17 protein-coding genes and 1 pseudogene are annotated in these 19,389 nt (G+C 47.8%); 7 read left to right on the forward strand and 11 right to left on the reverse strand.

Annotation, left to right across the window (positions count from 1 at the left end; all coding sequences use genetic code 11):
• Nucleotide 1 precedes the first annotated feature (1 nt).
• The 3 genes from galU to PSHG_RS27140 all read right to left on the reverse strand — a co-directional run bounded on the left by galU (nt 2) and on the right by PSHG_RS27140 (nt 2,444).
• Nucleotides 2–889 carry a UTP--glucose-1-phosphate uridylyltransferase GalU gene (gene galU / locus PSHG_RS09545; protein ID WP_010272279.1) on the reverse strand — a complete coding sequence of 296 codons (888 nt, stop codon included), beginning with the start codon at nt 887–889 and terminating at the stop codon, nt 2–4.
• Between the two features lie 195 nt (nt 890–1,084).
• Complete coding sequence (locus PSHG_RS09550; RefSeq protein WP_010272280.1) at nt 1,085–1,708, reverse strand: CpsD/CapB family tyrosine-protein kinase; 624 nt, start codon at nt 1,706–1,708, stop codon at nt 1,085–1,087.
• Entirely contained in the window at nt 1,689–2,444 is a 756-nt protein-coding gene (locus PSHG_RS27140; protein ID WP_010272281.1) for a YveK family protein, read from the reverse strand. The genes PSHG_RS09550 and PSHG_RS27140 overlap by 20 nt, the downstream gene beginning before the upstream one ends.
• A gap of 277 nt (nt 2,445–2,721) precedes the next feature.
• Here PSHG_RS27140 and PSHG_RS09560 point away from each other — a divergent pair.
• From PSHG_RS09560 to PSHG_RS09575, 3 genes and pseudogenes are all read left to right on the forward strand, one after another.
• Nucleotides 2,722–2,919, forward strand: a pseudogene (locus tag PSHG_RS09560) (helix-turn-helix domain-containing protein); the annotation flags it as partial.
• A 36-nt stretch (nt 2,920–2,955) separates the two neighbouring features.
• Nucleotides 2,956–4,008 carry an LCP family protein gene (locus tag PSHG_RS27145; protein WP_010272283.1) on the forward strand — a complete coding sequence of 351 codons (1,053 nt, stop codon included), beginning with the start codon at nt 2,956–2,958 and terminating at the stop codon, nt 4,006–4,008.
• Nucleotides 4,009–4,504: 496 nt separating this feature from the next.
• The gene (locus PSHG_RS09575) at nt 4,505–5,413 is read left to right on the forward strand and encodes an NAD(P)/FAD-dependent oxidoreductase (protein WP_010272284.1); all 909 of its coding nucleotides are present in this window, start codon (nt 4,505–4,507) and stop codon (nt 5,411–5,413) included.
• A gap of 4 nt (nt 5,414–5,417) precedes the next feature.
• On the opposite strand, the gene PSHG_RS09580 is transcribed toward PSHG_RS09575, so the two are convergent.
• On the reverse strand, nt 5,418–6,236 hold the full coding sequence (locus PSHG_RS09580) for a helix-turn-helix domain-containing protein (protein ID WP_010272285.1): 819 nt from the start codon (nt 6,234–6,236) through the stop codon (nt 5,418–5,420).
• Between the two features lie 132 nt (nt 6,237–6,368).
• The gene (locus PSHG_RS27150; protein ID WP_010272286.1) at nt 6,369–7,166 is read right to left on the reverse strand and encodes a DUF2161 domain-containing phosphodiesterase; all 798 of its coding nucleotides are present in this window, start codon (nt 7,164–7,166) and stop codon (nt 6,369–6,371) included.
• Nucleotides 7,167–7,266: 100 nt separating this feature from the next.
• On the opposite strand from PSHG_RS27150, the gene PSHG_RS09590 reads away from it, so the two are divergent.
• Nucleotides 7,267–8,187, forward strand: a complete 921-nt coding sequence (locus PSHG_RS09590; protein ID WP_010272288.1) for a hypothetical protein — start codon at nt 7,267–7,269, stop codon at nt 8,185–8,187.
• 205 nt (nt 8,188–8,392) lie between these two features.
• Complete coding sequence (locus PSHG_RS09595; RefSeq protein WP_010272290.1) at nt 8,393–10,288, forward strand: PrkA family serine protein kinase; 1,896 nt, start codon at nt 8,393–8,395, stop codon at nt 10,286–10,288.
• Between the two features lie 114 nt (nt 10,289–10,402).
• On the opposite strand, the gene PSHG_RS09600 is transcribed toward PSHG_RS09595, so the two are convergent.
• Nucleotides 10,403–10,648 carry an AbrB/MazE/SpoVT family DNA-binding domain-containing protein gene (locus tag PSHG_RS09600; protein WP_026021283.1) on the reverse strand — a complete coding sequence of 82 codons (246 nt, stop codon included), beginning with the start codon at nt 10,646–10,648 and terminating at the stop codon, nt 10,403–10,405.
• Between the two features lie 148 nt (nt 10,649–10,796).
• Nucleotides 10,797–11,261: a tRNA (uridine(34)/cytosine(34)/5-carboxymethylaminomethyluridine(34)-2'-O)-methyltransferase TrmL gene (gene trmL, locus PSHG_RS09605; RefSeq protein ID WP_010272294.1), complete on the reverse strand. Its 465-nt coding sequence runs from the start codon at nt 11,259–11,261 to the stop codon at nt 10,797–10,799.
• Between the two features lie 172 nt (nt 11,262–11,433).
• Between trmL and PSHG_RS09610 the strand changes: the two genes are divergently transcribed.
• Nucleotides 11,434–12,198, forward strand: coding sequence for a response regulator transcription factor (locus PSHG_RS09610; protein WP_010272295.1), 765 nt, complete (start codon nt 11,434–11,436; stop codon nt 12,196–12,198).
• A gap of 120 nt (nt 12,199–12,318) precedes the next feature.
• On the opposite strand, the gene serC is transcribed toward PSHG_RS09610, so the two are convergent.
• Nucleotides 12,319–13,407, reverse strand: a complete 1,089-nt coding sequence (gene serC, locus PSHG_RS09615; RefSeq protein WP_010272297.1) for a 3-phosphoserine/phosphohydroxythreonine transaminase — start codon at nt 13,405–13,407, stop codon at nt 12,319–12,321.
• 760 nt (nt 13,408–14,167) lie between these two features.
• Between serC and thpR the strand changes: the two genes are divergently transcribed.
• Nucleotides 14,168–14,737, forward strand: a complete 570-nt coding sequence (thpR, locus tag PSHG_RS09620; protein ID WP_042121644.1) for an RNA 2',3'-cyclic phosphodiesterase — start codon at nt 14,168–14,170, stop codon at nt 14,735–14,737.
• An 801-nt stretch (nt 14,738–15,538) separates the two neighbouring features.
• On the opposite strand, the gene glnA is transcribed toward thpR, so the two are convergent.
• The 3 genes from glnA to PSHG_RS09640 all read right to left on the reverse strand — a co-directional run bounded on the left by glnA (nt 15,539) and on the right by PSHG_RS09640 (nt 19,382).
• Nucleotides 15,539–16,963, reverse strand: coding sequence for a type I glutamate--ammonia ligase (glnA, locus tag PSHG_RS09630; protein WP_010272304.1), 1,425 nt, complete (start codon nt 16,961–16,963; stop codon nt 15,539–15,541).
• Between the two features lie 230 nt (nt 16,964–17,193).
• Nucleotides 17,194–18,252 (reverse strand): 3-deoxy-7-phosphoheptulonate synthase, encoded by a 1,059-nt coding sequence (aroF, locus tag PSHG_RS09635; protein WP_010272307.1) that lies wholly within the window; start codon nt 18,250–18,252, stop codon nt 17,194–17,196.
• 179 nt (nt 18,253–18,431) lie between these two features.
• Nucleotides 18,432–19,382: a 4-hydroxy-3-methylbut-2-enyl diphosphate reductase gene (locus PSHG_RS09640; RefSeq protein WP_010272310.1), complete on the reverse strand. Its 951-nt coding sequence runs from the start codon at nt 19,380–19,382 to the stop codon at nt 18,432–18,434.
• Nucleotides 19,383–19,389: the final 7 nt, after the last annotated feature.

A 19,389-nucleotide genomic window follows, 5' to 3' on the forward strand; every position in this document is an offset into this window, starting at 1 on the left:
TTTATCCAGTAAATGCCCGGTACAGATTCAATCGTTCATCCAGAGCTTTCAGGATGGGGGCCTGCAGCTCACTGCTTGCCAGCGCAAAATCCAAAGAAGTTAAAATATAGCCGAGCTTTTCACCAACATCATAGCGAACACCTTCAAAATGATAAGCATGCACCGGCTCCGAAGCGACAAGCTGCTGAATCGCATCCGTTAGCTGGATTTCTCCTCCTGCCCCTGCGTCTGCATTTTCCAGACAATCGAAAATAGACGGATTCAATATGTATCTGCCCATAATAGCAAAGGTAGACGGTGCCTGGCTCGGCTCCGGCTTCTCTACCAAAGCCTTCACCTTATACAAATCCCCTTGCTGTCGGCCCGGGTCAATAATGCCATACCGCCCGACTTCCTCAGGAAGCACCGGCTTAATGCCGATGATGGTACTGCCAGTTTGTTCATATTGAAGGATCAGCTGCCTCAGACACGGAATTTCAGAACGGACAATATCATCTCCTAGGAGCACAGCAAACGGCTCGTCGCCAATAAATTTGCGTGCACACCAGACGGCATGGCCCAAGCCTCTAGGCTCTTTTTGTCTAATGTAGTGAATATCCGCCATCCGTGAAGATTTTTGTACTTTTTCCAGCAAATCCAGCTTGCGGCTTTCCAACAGCTTGTGCTCCAGCTCAAATGCGCTGTCAAAATGATCCTCAATAGCCCGTTTTCCCTTGCCGGTCACGATGATAATATCCTCGATCCCGGATTGGATCGCTTCTTCGACAATATATTGAATCGTTGGTTTATCTACAATAGGCAGCATTTCCTTGGGCATGGCTTTCGTAGCAGGCAGAAAGCGGGTGCCTAAGCCAGCCGCTGGAATAATAGCTTTTTTGACTCTTGCCATCATTTTTCCCCCTCAATTGTAAGAGCGAGTGATCGTTTTCTATATTAAAATAGGGCATCTAACCCTCCCTCACACTATACCAGCGACGATATACGTCTAAGGCTGATGCCGCCCACAGTATAATCGAGTGCCTACACGTGATAACGGTGCAGTAGACATAACCGCCGGCGTCTGCGCTCCTTTGGCCGCAAGGAGTTAATCTTGAATCATCACCGTGCCAAGCAGATTTGCCCCAACCAGATCAAGCTGTTTACAAGCATGCGCCGCCATGGACTTTTTCGTTTTTTTGGGATGCAGCAGCAGCAGAACGCCATCCGCCTGGGCGCCCCAGACCAAGGCGTCTGCGGAAACAGACACGGACGGACAGTGAATTATGAGCCAGCTGTATTCTTCCCGCCCCTCCTGCAGCAGCTGGGTAATACAAGAGGACGATAAAGAGATGGCCGCATCGCTGCCTGGCCGCCCTGCAGGCAGAACAAACAGATCTGGCACCTCAGTTTCCAGTACTGCATTCTTCCAATCGGGATACTGGCCGAGGCCAATTTCATTGGTTAGCGAAAATAAAGAATGAAGAGATGGATTCCGCAGCTCAGCATCAATCAATAGAACCTTCTCCTTTTCCTGAGCCAGAGAAATCGCCAGGTTGCATATCGCCACCTTGCTGTCTTCCGGTTGTACCGAAGTCACGATAATAGCTTGCGGCTGCTTGCCTTTTACGCAATAATGCAGATTCGTCCGCAGGGAGCGGAACGCTTCAGCAGCCCAGGAATCCGGCTGATAATAGACGGCTAGAGCTTTGCTATTGACTAATGCCCTCATGTATAGGTTCACCTACCGATTTGGAATAAACTTTTGTATCGTTACGTTTTGCTCTTTTCACCTTGTGTATTTTCGGAATGGTAGCAAGATTGGGAATGCCCAGCACTTTTTCGGCGTCCTTGTCATCTTTTATCGTTTCATCCAAGTGCTCCAACAGGGATATAAAGCCTACCGCAAACATAACCAGGACCACGAAGGCAATTGTCAGCTGAATAACAGGATGCGGTGTTGTCACCTTGGGCTTGTCCTCCAGGCTTGCCTGGTTGAGAATCGTTACATTATCTACCTGCAGCATTTTGGGAAGCTCAGCTTTGAACACATTAGACACCGCATTCACGATATTAACCGCCCGGGAAAAATCCGTATCCGTCGCAGTAATGGTCATCACAGGGGTTTGAGATATGTTCGTCACTTTCAAAGATTCGGCCAGCTGTTCTCTTGTAAGTTCAAGCTCCGGATATTCCAGAAGAACCTTATTCAACAAGGAAGGATTGAGGACAATCTCTTTATAGGTGTTAGCCAGCAAAATACTTGTATTGACATCCAGCGCAGGGGTGCCGCCCTGCTGCTCCGCTGTTTGATTGTTGACAATTATTGTCGAACTGGCCTCAAATTTCGGCTTCAATACATATACACTGACGATTCCCATAATCAGTAAGCCGATGAGCACGATAGCCGTAATAAGCCCTATTTTTCTTTGGATCATGCGAAAAAAGTCTCTCAATTCCATATCCATAGCAGATTCACCTTTCTGATTTATTTATTGATTCCAAATGTATCAATTCTGATAAAAAAACGGAGAAAATAATCACATTATGTATCATACTGACTACTTTATGATACGAAACGTATCTAGTCAAGGATTTTTTATAGTTTTATGTCTATTTTTGTTGATTTTTTACATTATATGTAGTGTATAATGAGATCTAAAGATACGTTATGTATCAATTGGATAGGAGAGAAGAAAACGGTCAGGAGCTGTACTATTCTCATTCATGGAGGAGAGCCAAATAATGAATTACGGGGAACGCATAGCCCTGCTTCGCGACAACAAGCAATTAACCCAGCAAGAGTTGGCTAACATCGTTGGGATTACAAGAGCCGCTCTGTCTCATTATGAAAACAACCGCCGAAAGCCGGACTATCAAGTTATTCGCAATATTGCAGATTACTTCCAGGTTAGTGTCGACTACCTGATCGGCAGAACGAATCAATTGGAAGAGTAAGTTCCCATAGGGGGAGTTTTCATGCAAAAATCAAAGACTGTTAGAGCGTGCCTGCTTGTTGCAATCATTATAATGGCAAGCGGAGCTGCCATTCTTTACTATGTATTCGAGCCGACTAGCTATTTTCAGAGAAAAACCCATCCTGTTCTTGCTATGCCGCAATCGCCGCTTCAGTCAACGGTACCTGGCACTCAAATTGTGGAGCCTGTACATCCGGCAGTTGCGGCTGTTCCAAGCATCAGGTCTAAGCAAAGGATTGACCCGCCGTTCCCGGAGTCACCTGCTGCCTCTAACGCTTTTCATGTGCTGATTATGGGGATGGATGCCCGATCCTCGGAATATTCCCGGACCGATTTGATTATGGTTGCCCGTATTGAGCCTGAACTTAAGAAAATAACGGTCCTCTCTATTCCGAGAGATACCCGGGTCGAGCTTGAAGGGGTTGGTTATACCAAAATCAATCACGCCTATGTTGCAGGGCAGCTCAAGGACGGGCCGGAGGCTGGAATTCAGGCTTCCATCCAGGCGGTAAGCACATTTTTGAAAATTCCGATTCATTATCATGTCCAGCTCGATTTTCAAGGGTTTGAACAAATCATTGATGAGCTGGGGGGCGTCCAGCTGGAGCTTGAAGAAGAGGTGTGGCTGACTCAATCCATTAAAGGGCGTCCGCCGCTAATGCTGGCCAAAGGAAAACAAACGTTGTCAGGGGAATTGGCTTTGGATTTTGTGAGGGAGCGTTATTCCCGGCCTAACGGAGAATTTGACAGGCAGCAGGCGCAAATGGAGGTCATCCGTTCTCTAAGCGAAAAGGTGACACAAGCGGAGTATCTGGTTCAATTACCCGGTTTAATCACCCGCGTAAAAGAAGAGATGCTCGTCACCAATTTAGAAAATGCAGATCTATTGAGTCTGGCCTGGTTATTCAAAAACTTGAAAGGGGATCAGATGGAATACATCCAGCTTCCCGGCAAAAACATGAGGGCTGTTGACCCTTTAATGGGCAAAGAATTGGATTATTGGCAGCCGGATGAATCGCAGCTTCTGGAGCTTTTGCAAAACAACTTTCATTAGCAGGCATTTTGCAAATAAAAAAGCTTCCCTACATGGATGCTGCATCTAAACAATACAGTTCATCATATAAGGAGGCTTTTCACTTGAAACCGGATAATAGCCATGCTTCACGCTTAAGCGGAAGGTAAGAGCCCTCTGCTGCAGACTTCTTACAAACCTTTAGTTTTATCATCATTATAAGAAGAAGTCAGGATCGCCACGATAAACATAACAAAAACGAGTATACAAATCCAAAAAGTTATAGACATCCAAGTACACCTCCATGGACCAGCTCTTTTTCTTTATCCTTTATTATACCCAACCCTCCTCTAAAAGAAAATGCAAAGAATTGTGAACAATGCGCGGGCTGTTGATTCCTTTGGCAAATAATGAGACATACTATTTAACAATAATATAGGTTAAGCCCCAAGGAATCAGTTTAATGGATCGTAAGTGCAGGAGCATTCCTGCGCAGCTGTTTCCTTACTCAGGGTTGCCGGAAGGAGGGGGTTGCCCGGTGGATAAACCGTTTGATTGCCTGATTGTCGGCGCAGGGCCGGCTGGCTGTCAGGCTGCTATTCTACTAGGCCGTTACGACCATCGCACGCTGGTGATTGATGCCGGATACGGCAGATCGACTTTATGCCGCAGCTACAACAATATTTTGGGTTGGCCTGACGGAATATCAGGCGAACAGCTGCGGCTGTTGGGCAAATTCCATGCTATGCAGTACGGGGTCCAGTTTGTGGAAGATCAAGTCCAAACAGCGGAAGCTAAGGAAGAAGGATTTCTTCTTAAGGGCAGTAAGGGAGATGTATACCGGGGGAAGCTGCTGCTACTGGCTACCGGTCTTATTGATCGATTGCCCGATTGGCCGGAGTTAACCGCCTGCTTGGGGCGCTCGATTTACGTCTGCCCGGATTGTGACGGCTATGAGGTTGCCGATCGTAAAACAATTGTAATCGGTTCGGGAGAAGCCGGGGCTCATATGGCACTCTCTTTACGGCTAAGAACCGACCAGCTGGCCTACGTCAATCACGAACAAAAACCGCTTTCCCCGGAAATCGTTCAGCAGCTTGCCGCTAAAGAAATCGGATATAAGGAAGTAGAGGTTAGCCAGCTTCTTACCGAAAGAGGAGGTTATTTCCAAGGAGTACGCCTTAAAAATGGTGAAACCCTGTTGGCTGACAAGGCTTTCGTGGCCTTTGGCGGCAATCATGTGCGATCCGAGCTAGCCGAGCAGCTGGGGATTGAGTGCGAGCCTCATCACCATATTCCAACCGATCCCCGCACTAAACAAACCCGTCACCCCGGCGTATGGGCGGTGGGCGATGTAGGCGTACACTCTCAACTAGCCACAATTGCCATGGGTGAAGGAGCCCAGGCTGCCATCTGGATGAACAAGGCTCTATTAAGTGATACCTGAAACATTAGCGGCTTTGCAAATGAATGGTTCTGACCCGATTAAGGTACTGATTCATCAAAACCGGAAGGGAGATCAGAATCGGAGGATCATCGAGACGCGGAGGATGCAGCTTAATCTCCTGGCTGGGTACGATTTCCCCCTTGTTCACTACAATCGGCTCAAGGGAACGTGCACGCAGTGTTGAATAGGGCAGCAGAACCTCCAGCGTTGAAGAGGACCAGGCAACCGAAGTCGCCATAAGGTAATACGTGCCAGGCTTCACGTGGAGAAAGCGGAATTTACCGGGAGAGGATAACAGCGTTCCATACAGGGGCAGCCCTTCCGGTATCGGCTTGGCAAACAAGCCGATTAAGATGACCCCTTGAAAGGGCAGCTCAGCTGTAATATTCCCTTCGACGACACTGTACCTGCCGCTTGACGACTCGGAAGAAAGCGAGCCGGATAGGCCCCATTCGTTCAAATGGTGCAGGGAGCGGAGAGATTGAACGGCTTTATCAGAAGAGTGGCGGAACTCTGATGGCGTCATGCCCACCTTCTCTGTAAAGCGGGTTGTAAAAGTGCCCAGGCTTTGCTGGCCTACTTCCAGACTTATATCCCTAATGCTTAAACCGGTTCCCAGAAGCAGATCCTTGGCCCTCTGCAAACGTAAGGAGGATATGTAATATTGAGGGGAAATTCCTATCTGCTCCTTAAAGATCCGGGTAAAATGATAAGGGCTGTAAGCCGCATGCCTGGCCAACTCCGCAAGTGTCAAAGGCTCATATAAATGCTTGTGAATATAAGCAATACTCGCATGAATTTCTTCATAATAACGCCCCGGCACTATAGCGGCACCTCCTTATGACCAGGTTCTGCTCCATAAACCAATCACGAACAAACATTCCCATTGATTAGTATACCATAAGTGAGGTGACAGAGAAACCACAATGCTAACAATCCAGTTAATTCTTCCGACTCATGGCCCCCGGCTATTTCCCTTCGATTCACCGCTTTTCTCATGAACATGGAGATACAGCCTTTGTTCAACTACTTGGGCATAGTCTATAAGGGCTTGCTCCCCTTCCTCGGTTAATCCATAAATGCCGCGCTGTAATCGGGTAAACCAGCGATAAACATTCCTTTGCAGGATAGCCGCCGTTTTGCCGCAGCCTGTCCTTTCCTTAATCTGCCTTGGCGCCAGCGGTCCTTCCGTTTTCAAATAGTAGGCACACATTAACGCCTGCTCCCGGTAAGCTGTTACCAGCTTACGCTTGCTGCTGCCTCCGGTATTGTAATCCCCGCTTCTCTCCTGGAATTCATTCAGCAGGCGCTGGGCCCTCCTTGATTTCTTCACAGGGAAGTCGTATCGCTCTGGATGACAGAGCACCTCAACGAACGGAGGCTTTCTTTTATAGAATCTTACCGTCATCAGCCCGAGGCCCAGCCGCTCACAAAGCCTGCGAATTTCGCTCCATCTCAATTGATGGGGGGCTTTGCCGTTTTCCTTTTTCTCAAATGCAATGTAAACTCTGCCCGATACCGCTAACCGGTTCATTCCCTGGACGAGCAGAGGAAGATTCAATACACGTTTTAATTCTACGATAACCGGGGGTTCCTCACCGCGCAAAGCAACTACATCACAGTGCCCGACCTCTCCCCTCACTTCGTATCCCATTCTGCTCCAATATTGTTTAATAGGCTCATAAAGCTCTGTTTCCGACTGAATCGGCATTCTGCCTTCTTCCCTTTCCCAGGCTCCCGAATGAAGCTGCACGGCCGGGAACCTCTCTTAAGACTACCGCTTTGATTATATCATACCCCCTCAAATGATTTGCGGAAGACGAATACTAAATTGCAGAGAAGGAGGTGCTCTTATGACAGCCAATCACAAACGCTGCTTATTTTGCGAGAAGCCTGTTAATGCCCGCAATCCCGGAAACCCGGCTGATTTTTTGTTTCAAAACTGCTTTTGCAGCCCTGACGGACAATACGAAATTTCCGCCGCGGATTATGAGCTGCTCAATGCATGGCCGCATGCGGACAAGCGGGGGAGCTTTCATCTGATTTCGGGTTACATCAGGGAACTGACTGATCAAGGCGAGCACGTGCGGATTACCCGGGAGCTTGCCGATTCTATCCAGCAGTCCCCATTAGTCCCCGCATCCATAGAAGCAAAGAAAGCGAAATGCCTGCTTTATTTAAAAAGACATGCTTCGGGGCCGCTTGAGCCTGTGCAGCTTACGCATTTGTCGGAGGCCTATCACCTTACGTACTCCCCTAATCTTCAAGAGTTTATATATATTTTGGAAGAAATGAAGAGTGAAAAGCTGATAGAGCGCATAGGCTCCTCTTTAAGTCTGACCTCTAAAGGCTGGGAAGCCGCTTTGAAGCTCTCCATTCCTAAAGGAGATAAAACCTGTTTTGTCGCTATCCATGACGATTCCTCCGGCTTGCGGGAATGCTTCGAGCAAATTATCATTCCGCAAATTGGCGCACACGGCTTTGAAGCGATTCTGCCGGATGGGAGGGCTGACCAAGCCCAGGACTTCCGCAAGCAAATTGCGGAATGCGATGTGGTCATTGCCGACTTCACGCTTCCTCAGCGGCATGTTTACTTTGAGGCGGGGTATGCAGAGGGCCGAGGCGTGCCCGTCATCTATACCCTGCATGCGGAAGCCGCAGCGAAAGCGGAAGCTCTTTTGCCGGAAGAAAGCCTGCGTTCGGAAACGATTTTTTGGGATACTCCGGAGGAATTGGCCGAGCTGCTGAAGACAAGGCTGGGCCAGCCGGCATAGCCCTATTTTAAATCGCAAAGTGACATTTTCCCCATTCTCTTCCTTGCTTAGCTTTACGCTTATTTCCTTTCATTTCAGAGAGCCAATCGTTTGGCTCTCTTTTTTCAGCGTTATTTTCATAAAGAAATTCGGTAAACAAATCCATGTCCGCTGCATAGGTATTAATACGTTGGTTTTGTAGAGCCAGGGAAGAGAGGAGGCTACCATGAACATTTTTAAACGAATTTCAGAGCACCGTGCGGAGATGGAAAAACTGGAGTGGACCGGGACCTTTGGAGACTATATTGAAAAGCTGAAACAAAACCCTGAACTGGCGATGACAGCCCATTCTAGAGTGTATGAGATGATTAAATCCCATGGGATTGAAGAGGTCAATGGTCAAATTAAATATAAATTTTTTGAAAAGGAGATATATGGACTTGACCGTCCTGTTGAAAGGCTGGTAGAGGAATACTTTCACTCCGCCGCTCGCCGTCTTGACGTGCGCAAACGCATTCTGCTGCTGATGGGGCCGGTCAGCGGGGGGAAATCTACCATTGTCACCATGCTGAAAAAAGGGCTTGAGCAGTTTTCCAAAACCGATCGAGGGGCCGTGTACGCTATAAAGGGATGCCCCATGCATGAGGAACCCCTGCATTTGATTCCTCCGGAGCTGCGGCCGGACATTGAAGCCGAGCTCGGGGTGAAAATTGAGGGAACGCTATGTCCTTCCTGCCAGATGCGCCTGAAAAATGATTACAACAACCGGATTGAAGATGTCATGGTGGAAAGAGTAATCATCTCTGAGGAAAACCGTGTAGGGATCGGTACCTTTAGTCCTTCCGACCCTAAATCCCAAGATATCGCCGACTTGACCGGCAGCATAGATTTTTCCACCATTACCGAATACGGTTCCGAATCAGACCCGCGCGCTTACCGCTTCGACGGGGAATTGAATAAAGCCAATCGGGGAATTATGGAGTTTCAGGAAATGCTCAAATGCGATGAGAAATTTCTCTGGAACCTTCTATCGTTAACCCAGGAAGGAAATTTCAAAGCAGGGCGGTTTGCCCTCATCTCCGCGGATGAGCTGATCGTAGCGCATACGAATGAATCGGAGTATCGTTCGTTCATTGCCAATAAAAAGAATGAAGCGCTTCAATCACGGATGATCGTCATGCCGATTCCTTATAATCTTAAAGTGTCGGAAGAAGAAAAAATCTATTCCAAATTAATTGAGCAAAGTGACATGAAACACATTCATATAGCCCCCCATGCCCTCCGCTCGGCAGCTATATTTTCAATTTTGACCCGTTTGAAGGAATCCAAGAAACAAGGCATGGACCTGGTAAAGAAAATGCGGATGTATGATGGGGAATCGGTAGAGGGATATAAAGACAATGATCTGAAGGAAATGCAGAACGAATTTATTGAGGAAGGCATGTCGGGCGTTGACCCCCGCTATGTCATTAACCGCATTTCCAGCGCACTTATTCGCCATGATGTTCAGTGCATCAATGCCCTTGATGTGCTGCGTGCCATTAAAGATGGACTTGACCAGCACCCTTCCATTACACGTGAGGAACGAGAGCGCTACTTAAACTATATTTCAGTCGCCCGCAAAGAATACGATGAACTGGCAAAAAAAGAAATTCAAAAGGCGTTCGTCTACTCCTTCGAGGAATCCGCAAAAACATTGTTTGAAAATTACTTGGATAACATCGAATCGTTCTGCAATTGGACTAAGCTGAAGGACCCGCTGACCGGCGAAGAAATGGATCCGGACGAAAGACTGATGCGCTCCATCGAAGAACAAATAGGCATCTCGGAAAATGCCAAAAAGGCCTTCCGTGAAGAAATTCTGATCCGGATGTCGTCCTATTCCCGCAAAGGGAAAAAATTCGACTACAGCACCCATGAACGGCTGCGTGAGGCAATTGAGAAAAAACTGTTTGCCGATCTGAAAGATATCGTTAAAATCACGACTTCAACCAAAACACCTGATGCCACCCAGCTAAAAAGGATTAATGAAGTAACCCGCCGTCTGATTGATCACAACCAGTACTGCCCCGTATGCGCCAACGAACTTCTTAAATATGTCGGCAGCTTATTAAACCGATAACCCGGCGGGCAGGGAACTACAAAAGCGCATCCTCTCTTCAAGGAATTATCCTTGGCGGATGCGCTTTTTGAGTTGATATTAAGTTGTCCATCCATCATGTAACCTTATCTTCCATCAGGCTTGCTTGGTCACTTGTTGCAGACATTCTGAACAAATATGCTTGTCCTTAAATTCAAAAACCCCATCCAATGTAGTGCAGAACACACAGCGGGGACGGTATCTTTCGAGAATAATGTGATCCCCTTGAACTAGAATTTCAACAGGATCTCCTTCGTTCATGCGAAAGCGGCTGCGCAGTGATTTAGGGAGCACGATTCTGCCTAATTGATCTACTTTGCGTACGATTCCAGCAGGTTTCATTTCGATCACCTCAATCTCTTTTGACATACACCCTCCATATGAATATTCGTGGAGGCACACCATTTTGTGTCGCATTTCGTCTACTTTTGTTAGAAAATGTAGAACCCTAAACTACAACTCAAGCCGCAATTACATCTGAGGTTTTAAGCTAACTCAGCTCCCCAAAGCCGGTTTGTCTTAACCCTTCGTATAATATGATCGCCGCAGCATTGGATAAGTTTAGAGAGCGGACTGCAGAAGAAAGGGGAATTTTGATGCAGGTGTCTGAATGCGCCTCCAGAATAGCCGGCGGTAATCCAGCAGTTTCCTTACCGAATACAAAAAAGTCGCCATCGCGGTATTGAAACTCCGTGTACGATTTGGAAGCTTTGGTTGTCGCGCAGAAAAACCGTCCTTCAGGATACTTCACCTTAACTTCCTCAAACGAATCATGATACTCCAGCTTAACCGAATGCCAATAATCCAGGCCCGCTCGCTTTAACGTTTTATCATCCGTGTTAAATCCCAATGGCCGCACTAGATGCAAATGAGCACCAGTAGCTGCACACGTTCTGGAAATATTACCAGTATTGGCAGGTATTTCCGGTTCGACTAAAACTATATGAAATGCCATCTCTACTGCACTCCTCCATTATTAGTAATACCTTATTATTAACCGAATTGGAATCCAACCTGAAACCTATATTTGAACAAAAATTTACACTGGGTTTACATCCCGTTCATTTCTTTCTGATTCTCCAGTCTTATTCTATAGTTAGAAACTCAAACAGCAAAGGAGACTCGGCATGAGCGATCGCATACTTGTTGTTGATGATGAACCGGCCATAACTGTGCTGCTCGAATACAACCTCAAGCTTGAAGGCTATATTGTGGAGTGTGCAGCTGATGGCGAACAAGCCGTCCGTTCCTTCCACCAGTTTCAACCGGATCTAATCGTGCTTGATTTAATGCTGCCGGGAATGAACGGACTGGAAATATGCCGCCATTTACGTCAAGAAGGGCATCATGTGCCTGTTATTATGCTGACCGCTATGAATGACCTTTCCGACCGTATCGCCGGATTAGACAATGGAGCCGACGATTACATGGTGAAGCCTTTCAGTCCCCAGGAATTAATGTCCAGGATAAGGGCAGTACTGCGAAGATCTCAGATGGCCCCGCCCGTTGACGAGGAGCGGGATCTTCAGGTAGGCGAGATTTACATCAGCCCATCCCGCAGGGAAGCAAGCTTTAAAGGGGCGCCCCTGGATCTCACCCCTAAGGAATTCGAGCTGCTTCATTATTTGTGCAAAAATCAAGGCAAAGCACTAAGCCGCCGGCAGCTGCTGCACCACGTTTGGGACTACAGCTTTGTAGGGGATACGCGAATTGTGGATGTTCATATCAGCCACCTTCGCGACAAGCTGGAAGCCAATCCGCGGGATCCGCAGTATATCCAAACGATCCGCAGCGTCGGCTATAAACTAACCTCCCCCTCTTCCCTCCCTATCCGCAGCCGGACTTCAAGCCTCTCCCGCCCCGCCTTGAAGCAAGCTGGAAGCTTCGACTAACCGCTCCAGAAACAATGCAACTTCAAGAAAAGGGAAGCTCTCCCCTCCCAAACAAAACCAACCTGCCGTGTGACCCGCTTGGGTGACTGGTAGGTTGGTTTACTGGTGTAAGGGCGGAATTTAACTGTGCTTGCTCTGAAATTGCTGCATAAATTGGGCTAGCGCCTGGCAGCTTTCGTAAGGCACCGCATTGTAGGTGGAAGCGCGCAGATGCCCAACGCTGCGATGACCTTTCAAGCCTACGAAGCCATTAGCTTCTGCTTCGCTGATAAACTGCTTCTCCATTTCAGGATCAGCCAGCTTAAAAGTAATGTTCATCAGCGAGCGATCCTCTTTCTCGGTAAGCCCCTGATAAAAGCCGCTGCTTTGATCAATTACCTGATAGATCAAATCGGTCTTTTCTTTATTGCGCTCGGCCATCTTAGCCAATCCGCCGGACTTCTGAATCCACTTCAGCACCAGATTCATCATATAAACTGAATAGACCGGAGGGGTATTATACAAGGAATCGTTAGAAAGATGAGTTGAATAGCTGAGCATGGTAGGCACATCGCTGCGGAACCGATCAACCAGTTCCTCCTTGAGAATAACGAGGGTTACACCCGATGGACCCAGGTTTTTTTGTGCTCCTGCATAAATCATGGCAAATTGGGAAGCATCAAACGGACGTGATAAAATATCACTGGACATATCCCCGATTAAGGGAACGTCACCGGTAGCCGGAAAAGCTTTGAATTGGGTGCCCGCTATCGTCTCATTAGAAGTGATATGCAGGTAAGCCGCATTGGCTGGAAGCTCTATTCCATTAACTGAAGGCATATTCAGCAGGCCTTCTTTGCTTGATTGAGCAGCAACAACGGCCTCTCCGAAAAGCTTCGCTTCTTTGTATGCTTTGTCAGACCAGCTGCCGGTCAGCACATACGCTGCCGCCTGATCCGGTTTCAGCAGATTCATGGGAATCATGGCAAATTGCGTGCTGGCCCCGCCTTGCAGGAAAATTACCCGATAGCCGGCGGGAAGCTGCAGCAATTCCTTAACGAGCTGCTGTGTTTCTTCATTTACTTGCTCGTACTGCTTGCTGCGGTGGGAAATTTCCATGATGGACATGCCGATGCCTTGATAATCCACCAGTTCCTCTTGAGCCTGGCGCAGCACCTCTAACGGCAAAGCGGCTGGTCCCGCATTAAAATTGTACGCTCGATTGACCAATAGTGACACCTTCCTGTTTCAGCATTTTGCATTAAGGTAATATAAGCTCGGTTCGGACAAGATACTGAATACATTCTATTTTGTCCAGATCCTTTATAACTTGTAAATGAGGCTCAAAACTTAAACTAGTGGCTGACAACAAAGGAGGAAAGCACTACGGGGAATGAGGGGACCTCCGATCGCTGTTAGCATATGCTCCCGAAGTACGCTTTCTTCCAGAAAGCGTTGACCCCAGATTTCTTAATCATAGCCGCCTCAGCCGTTGAAATCCGGTGGCAAAGGCGAACGCTTCCACGCTCCCGAAGCTGCTCTCCTTCGGAAAGCTTGGACTCCTCTTCCCCTCCGCTTCTGCTATCTTATACTGTCAACCTCTAAATATTAGAGTGAGCCGTAAATGAATTAACTTATAAATGAATCAACTTATGCAAAGATGCCCATTTATGATACCTAATCATAACAATTTTGCCGCTTGGCTTCAAGCACAACAGCTATTAGCTGCTAATAGCTTGCGGCTTGTGGCTTGTGGGCATGCACCTTGCGGCATGCACCTTGCGGCATGCACCTTGCGGCATGCACCTTGCGGCATGCACCTTGCGGCATGCACCTTGCGGCTTGTGGCTTGTGGCTTGCGGCTTGCAACTTGCAGCTTGCGGACATGCACCCTTGTGGCCTGCACCTTGCGGGCATGCACCCTTGCGGACTGCGAGACCGTCATTGTATTTTATTGTTCACAGCAGACTATCCATTCCGAGGTGAAATCATGAACCGTACCATGGAAAAACTTCGCTTATTTATTGCCGTACCTGTAGCACCCGAAATTAAGGAGCGCTTGTCCTCCTCCATCCGGCCCTTCCAGCAATCGGGCATGTTCCGCCGCTGGACACATCCTGAGGATTACCACATCACCTTAAAGTTTTTGGGTGATACCGAAGCTGGAGATGCCGATAAAATCACTGATCTGCTCAGTCAATCCCTGAATAATTCGTCACCACTAACCTTATCCCTGCAAGGCTTCGGAATATTCGGGGCGCCTAAAGCCCCCTCCGTTCTATGGGCAGGAGTCGGCGGCGATACCGAACAGCTTATTCCGCTGAACGAAGCTGTGGAAACAGCGATGATGGAGCTTGGTTGGCCGCGTGAAGCAAGGAACTACCATCCTCATCTTACACTGGCCCGCCAATATTCAGGCTCGCTTCCGTTTTCCCCCTCCGCTCTACCTGCTGCTTTGGAGGAGGAGCTGAGCTGGACAGCAGACCGCATCATCGTCTACCGGAGCCACTTAAAGCGCAAGCCTATGTATGAGCCTTATATCTCAATCCCTTTACATTAGTCCATAGAGTTTGAACGAAATATCGTACAGCATACAGAGAATTGAGGGTCTGCTGCCTGCATTTTGAACGAAAACAATCATGCCATTTAAAACCCAGGCACAACGCCGTCATGAAAATAGCCAGGTTGGCGGGGCTCGAGGGCTGCGCGGGCTTGTTGCTCCGTTTTGTACGAAATGTCGTACAAATGCATGGGGTTGAAGTGCGAATGCCGGAGATTTGTATGAAACGTCGTACAAATACAGGGGATTGAAGGACGATTACCCAAGATTTGTATGACAAATCGTACAAATGTAGGGGATTGAAGGGCAATTCCCCAAGATTTGTATGATGAATCGTACAAATGCAGCGGTTCGAGAGCCTGCTGCCCCCGCTGCCTGCTTTTTAAAACGGAACGCGGGGAACTGACTTTCTGGAAAGCCCCATTTCGCGGTGTCTCCCCGGTTTCGGCCCTTTCTATGCGGTTTTCCGTATACATTTCCTTCGGAACGCCCTGACGTAAAAGGAAATGTATACGGTTTTCCGTATACATTTCCTCCGGAAGCACTGGCGCAGACGAAATGTATGCAGTTTTTCGCATTCATTTCGCGGTTTCCCCGGTCCCGGACTCTTGCTATGCGAACCATTCATAGCAAACACAGGGGCCTGTCCGAAAATCAGCTTTTTAGTCGGGCGCCTTTTAAAAAAGTCAACACCCAAGAATGCCATAAAACATAACATTCTTGGGTGTTTCATTTAAAATCTTACTTGGAAGAAAAATTAATAGACAGCCCCTTGAGGAATGAATACTATAAGTTCAAAAATTAGCAGTCGAAATATAAGGAATACTCATGAGGATGAGTGCGAGTCATAACTGCTTTAGCGTCAGCACGCTTCATTTCGATATAGTTATCGATGAATTCCTTAGTAAAAACGCCACCCTGCAGCAAGAAGTCATTGTCTGCTTCCAGCGCATCCAAAGCTTCGTCAAGGCTTCCTGGTACACTGCGGATATCTTTCTTCTCCGCGTCAGACAGTTCATAGATGTTTTTATCCAGCGGGCCATAGCCAAGCTCGCGGGGATCGATTTTGTTTTGAATACCGTCCAAACCTGCCAACAGCATAGCCGCGAAAGCCAAGTAAGGGTTAGCTGTGGAGTCCGGCGTACGGAACTCGATGCGGCAGCCTTTAGGTGTTACAGCAGCTACCGGGATACGGATAGCGGCGGAACGGTTTCCTTTGGAAAATACGAGATTAACCGGAGCTTCATAGCCAGGAACCAAACGTTTGAAAGAGTTAGTGCTTGGGTTAGTCAAAGCGATAAGCGCGTTAGCGTGATGCAAGATCCCGCCAATGTAATACAAGGCTGTTTCGCTCAGGTTGGCGTAAGCACCTTTTTCATAGAACAAAGGAGTGTCCCCATTGATGATGCTTTGGTGGACGTGCATACCGCTGCCGTTGTCACCATACAAAGGCTTCGGCATGAAAGTAGCTGTTTTGCCATATTGGCGGGCAGTATTATGCACAATGTATTTATATTTCAGCAAGTTGTCAGCTGTGTTAGTCAATGTATCAAAACGGAAGTTGATTTCTCCTTGGCCGGCAGTCGCCACTTCATGGTGATGACGCTCAACGCGCAGACCTGATTCCTCAAGCAAACGGCACATTTCGCTGCGGATATCTTGTTGGGTATCTACTGGAGCTACTGGCACGTACCCGCCTTTTTGCCGGATTTTGAAGCCAAGGTTGCCTCCTTCTTCCTCACGCCCTGTATTCCAGAAGCCTTCCTCGGATTCGACGGAATAGAAGGATTTATTGATTCCACTTTCAAAACGAACATCATCAAAAATGAAAAATTCGGATTCGGGAGCAAAGAAAGCAGCGGTTCCGATACCGGTGGTTTGCAGGTATTCTTCGGCTTTTTGCGCAATGCTGCGAGGATCTCTGGAGTAACGCTCACCTTCTGGAGTAAAGATGTTACACATAACGACTAATGTCGGATGAGCGGTGAAGGGGTCTACGTAAACGGCGTTTGTATCTGGCATCATAACCATGTCGGATTCTTCAATTCCACGAAACCCGGGAATGGATGAGCCATCAAAGGCTACTCCGTTCTCAAACGTCTCTTCATCTACTGCTGAGACTGGCAGTGAAATATGGTGGGCTTTTCCAGCGATATCTACAAAACGAAAATCAACCCACTCGAGGTTTTTTTCCTTAATTAGCTTCAATACGGATTCTACTGACATGAATATTCCCCCATTTTCCGAACGTTTTGTTGGTAAATCATGATGAATGTTCCTATCTCCATCATCTTTATGGGATTATTATAAATCGACTTTTTTTTCACGTCAATACTCATGTCAGGTATTTTTGAATCTGATGTCAGAAATATTCACATAATAGACGGTTTCGAAAAACAGCATAAAACCGCCCCCTATAAGGGACGGTTTCGATTGCTTCCGGCGATATTGAATTTTTACAGCTTCCAAGAGCCGGCAGGTATCGGCTGCTTCTGCGTGTCGAATCGTTTACCGCATAATGGTGCTAATCTTTCCAAATGCTCCAATAGATTGGCAAATTGATCCGGGAACAAAGATTGTACCCCGTCACCGGTCATCGAATTGTCGGGGTCGGTATGCATTTCTACAATCAGACCATCTGCTCCTGCAGCAACCGATGCTTTACACATCGGTTCCACCAGTTCTCTTCTTCCGGTTCCATGACTTGGATCGGAGATCACCGGCAAATGGCTTAGCTGCTTCAGCACCGGGATAGCGGTCAGGTCAAGCGTGTTCCTTGTATAGGTTTCGAATGTGCGGATTCCACGCTCGCATAACATAACATTAGGGTTGCCACCCGCCAGGATGTACTCCGCTGCATTCAAGAATTCATCATAGGTGGCACTAAAGCCGCGCTTTAACAGTACAGGTGTCTGAATTTGACCCAGTTTGCGCAGCAGGTCAAAATTTTGCATATTCCGCGTACCAACCTGTAAAATATCGGCGTGCTCGGCACAAATATCGACATACTCCGGTGTCATCACCTCGGTTATAGTTAGCAGCCCATGCTTGCGTCCAGCTTCTGCCATCATCTCCAGCCCTTCAACGCCAACTCCCTGGAAGCTGTAAGGGCCTGTGCGGGGCTTGAAAGCACCTCCGCGCAGCACCTGTCCCCCGGCAGCTTTCACCAAACGGGCAATCTCGTCAATCTGCTGCGGAGACTCGACGGCGCATGGCCCCCCCATGACGACTAGCTGATCGCCGCCAATGTCAACTCCTTTAATGGAAATAACGGTATCGTTAGGATGAAAATCCCGGCTGGCCAATTTGTAGGATTTCGATATTTTCACAACCGATTCAATACCAGAAAGCTGACGGAGCTGCTCGGCCATTTGAGGCTCTGCCTTCCCTATAATGCCTATAACCGTGCGGTCCTCACCCTTGGAAACATGGGCCTGTAATCCGTGCCTTTCGATCCATAGTACAATTTCCGAAATCCGCTCATCCGTGGTTTTGTTAGAAGTAATAGCGATCAAAACAGTCACTCCCCTTATAAATTGGTCATCATCCTATCCTATAACACATTCGCACTGCAACGCTTATACGCTTTTCATTGTTAAAGTAACTATACCTAATAAAATTCCGCCCGTCAATGCTTTTATTCTCCATATACGCATAGCGGACGGAATCTATTCTGCAGTTAAATGCGGATTAATCAGCTGCCGGATTTCACTTTAGCTTGCGGTATCAGTTTCTTCTTATTTAAGGTGCGCTTAATCGGCCAGGTAGAGGGATCGTCTTCCTTGTACTGCTCCAAATATTGAATGACCTCCTTGGTCACCGGAGTTGGAGTGGATGCCCCGGAAGTCACTCCGACTTTGCGAATTCCTTTAAGCCAGTTCACATTGAGCTCGCTGACGTCACCAATACGGTAAGCGCGAACTCCCGCAATCTCCTCCGCCACTTGTGCCAGACGATTGGAGTTGTTGCTCTTCGGATCCCCGACTACAATAACCAAGTCGACATTCTTCGCCTGCTCCGCCACCGCCTCCTGGCGCACCTGGGTGGCCAGACAAATCTCGTTGTGAATCTCAGCAGTAGGAAACTTCTCAATCAATTGGTTCATGATGTGCCGAATGTCCCATTGGCTCATTGTCGTCTGATTCGTAATAATAAGCCGATCGGTATCAAAGGATAGGCTGTTGATATCCTCCGGGCTTTCTATCAAATGAACATGCTCGGGAGCAATCCCAACGGCGCCCTCTGGCTCCGGATGGCCCCTTTTGCCAATATAGATAATTTCATAGCCTTCCTGCACCTTATCACGAATGAGATCGTGGGTTCGGGTAACATCAGGGCAGGTTGCGTCTACTACCGTCAATCCTTTATCGCGTGCGCGCTTTCGCACCTCCGGGGACACGCCGTGGGCCGTGAAAATAACCGTACCCGACTCTACCTGTTCTAATATTTCAAGACGATTAGGGCCATCCAGCGTATAGATACCCTCTTCTTCAAAAAACTCGGTTACATGAGAATTGTGCACAATCATTCCCAGTATATAAACTGGCCTCGGCAAATCCATATTCCGGGCAGTCGCCATCGCCATCGCCATCGCGTCCACGACTCCGTAGCAGTACCCTCTTGGCGTTATTTTAAGAACTTCCATGCTTATC

This window comes from Paenibacillus senegalensis JC66 (assembly GCF_000285515.1).
Lineage (GTDB): Bacteria > Bacillota > Bacilli > Paenibacillales > NBRC-103111 > Paenibacillus_L > Paenibacillus_L senegalensis.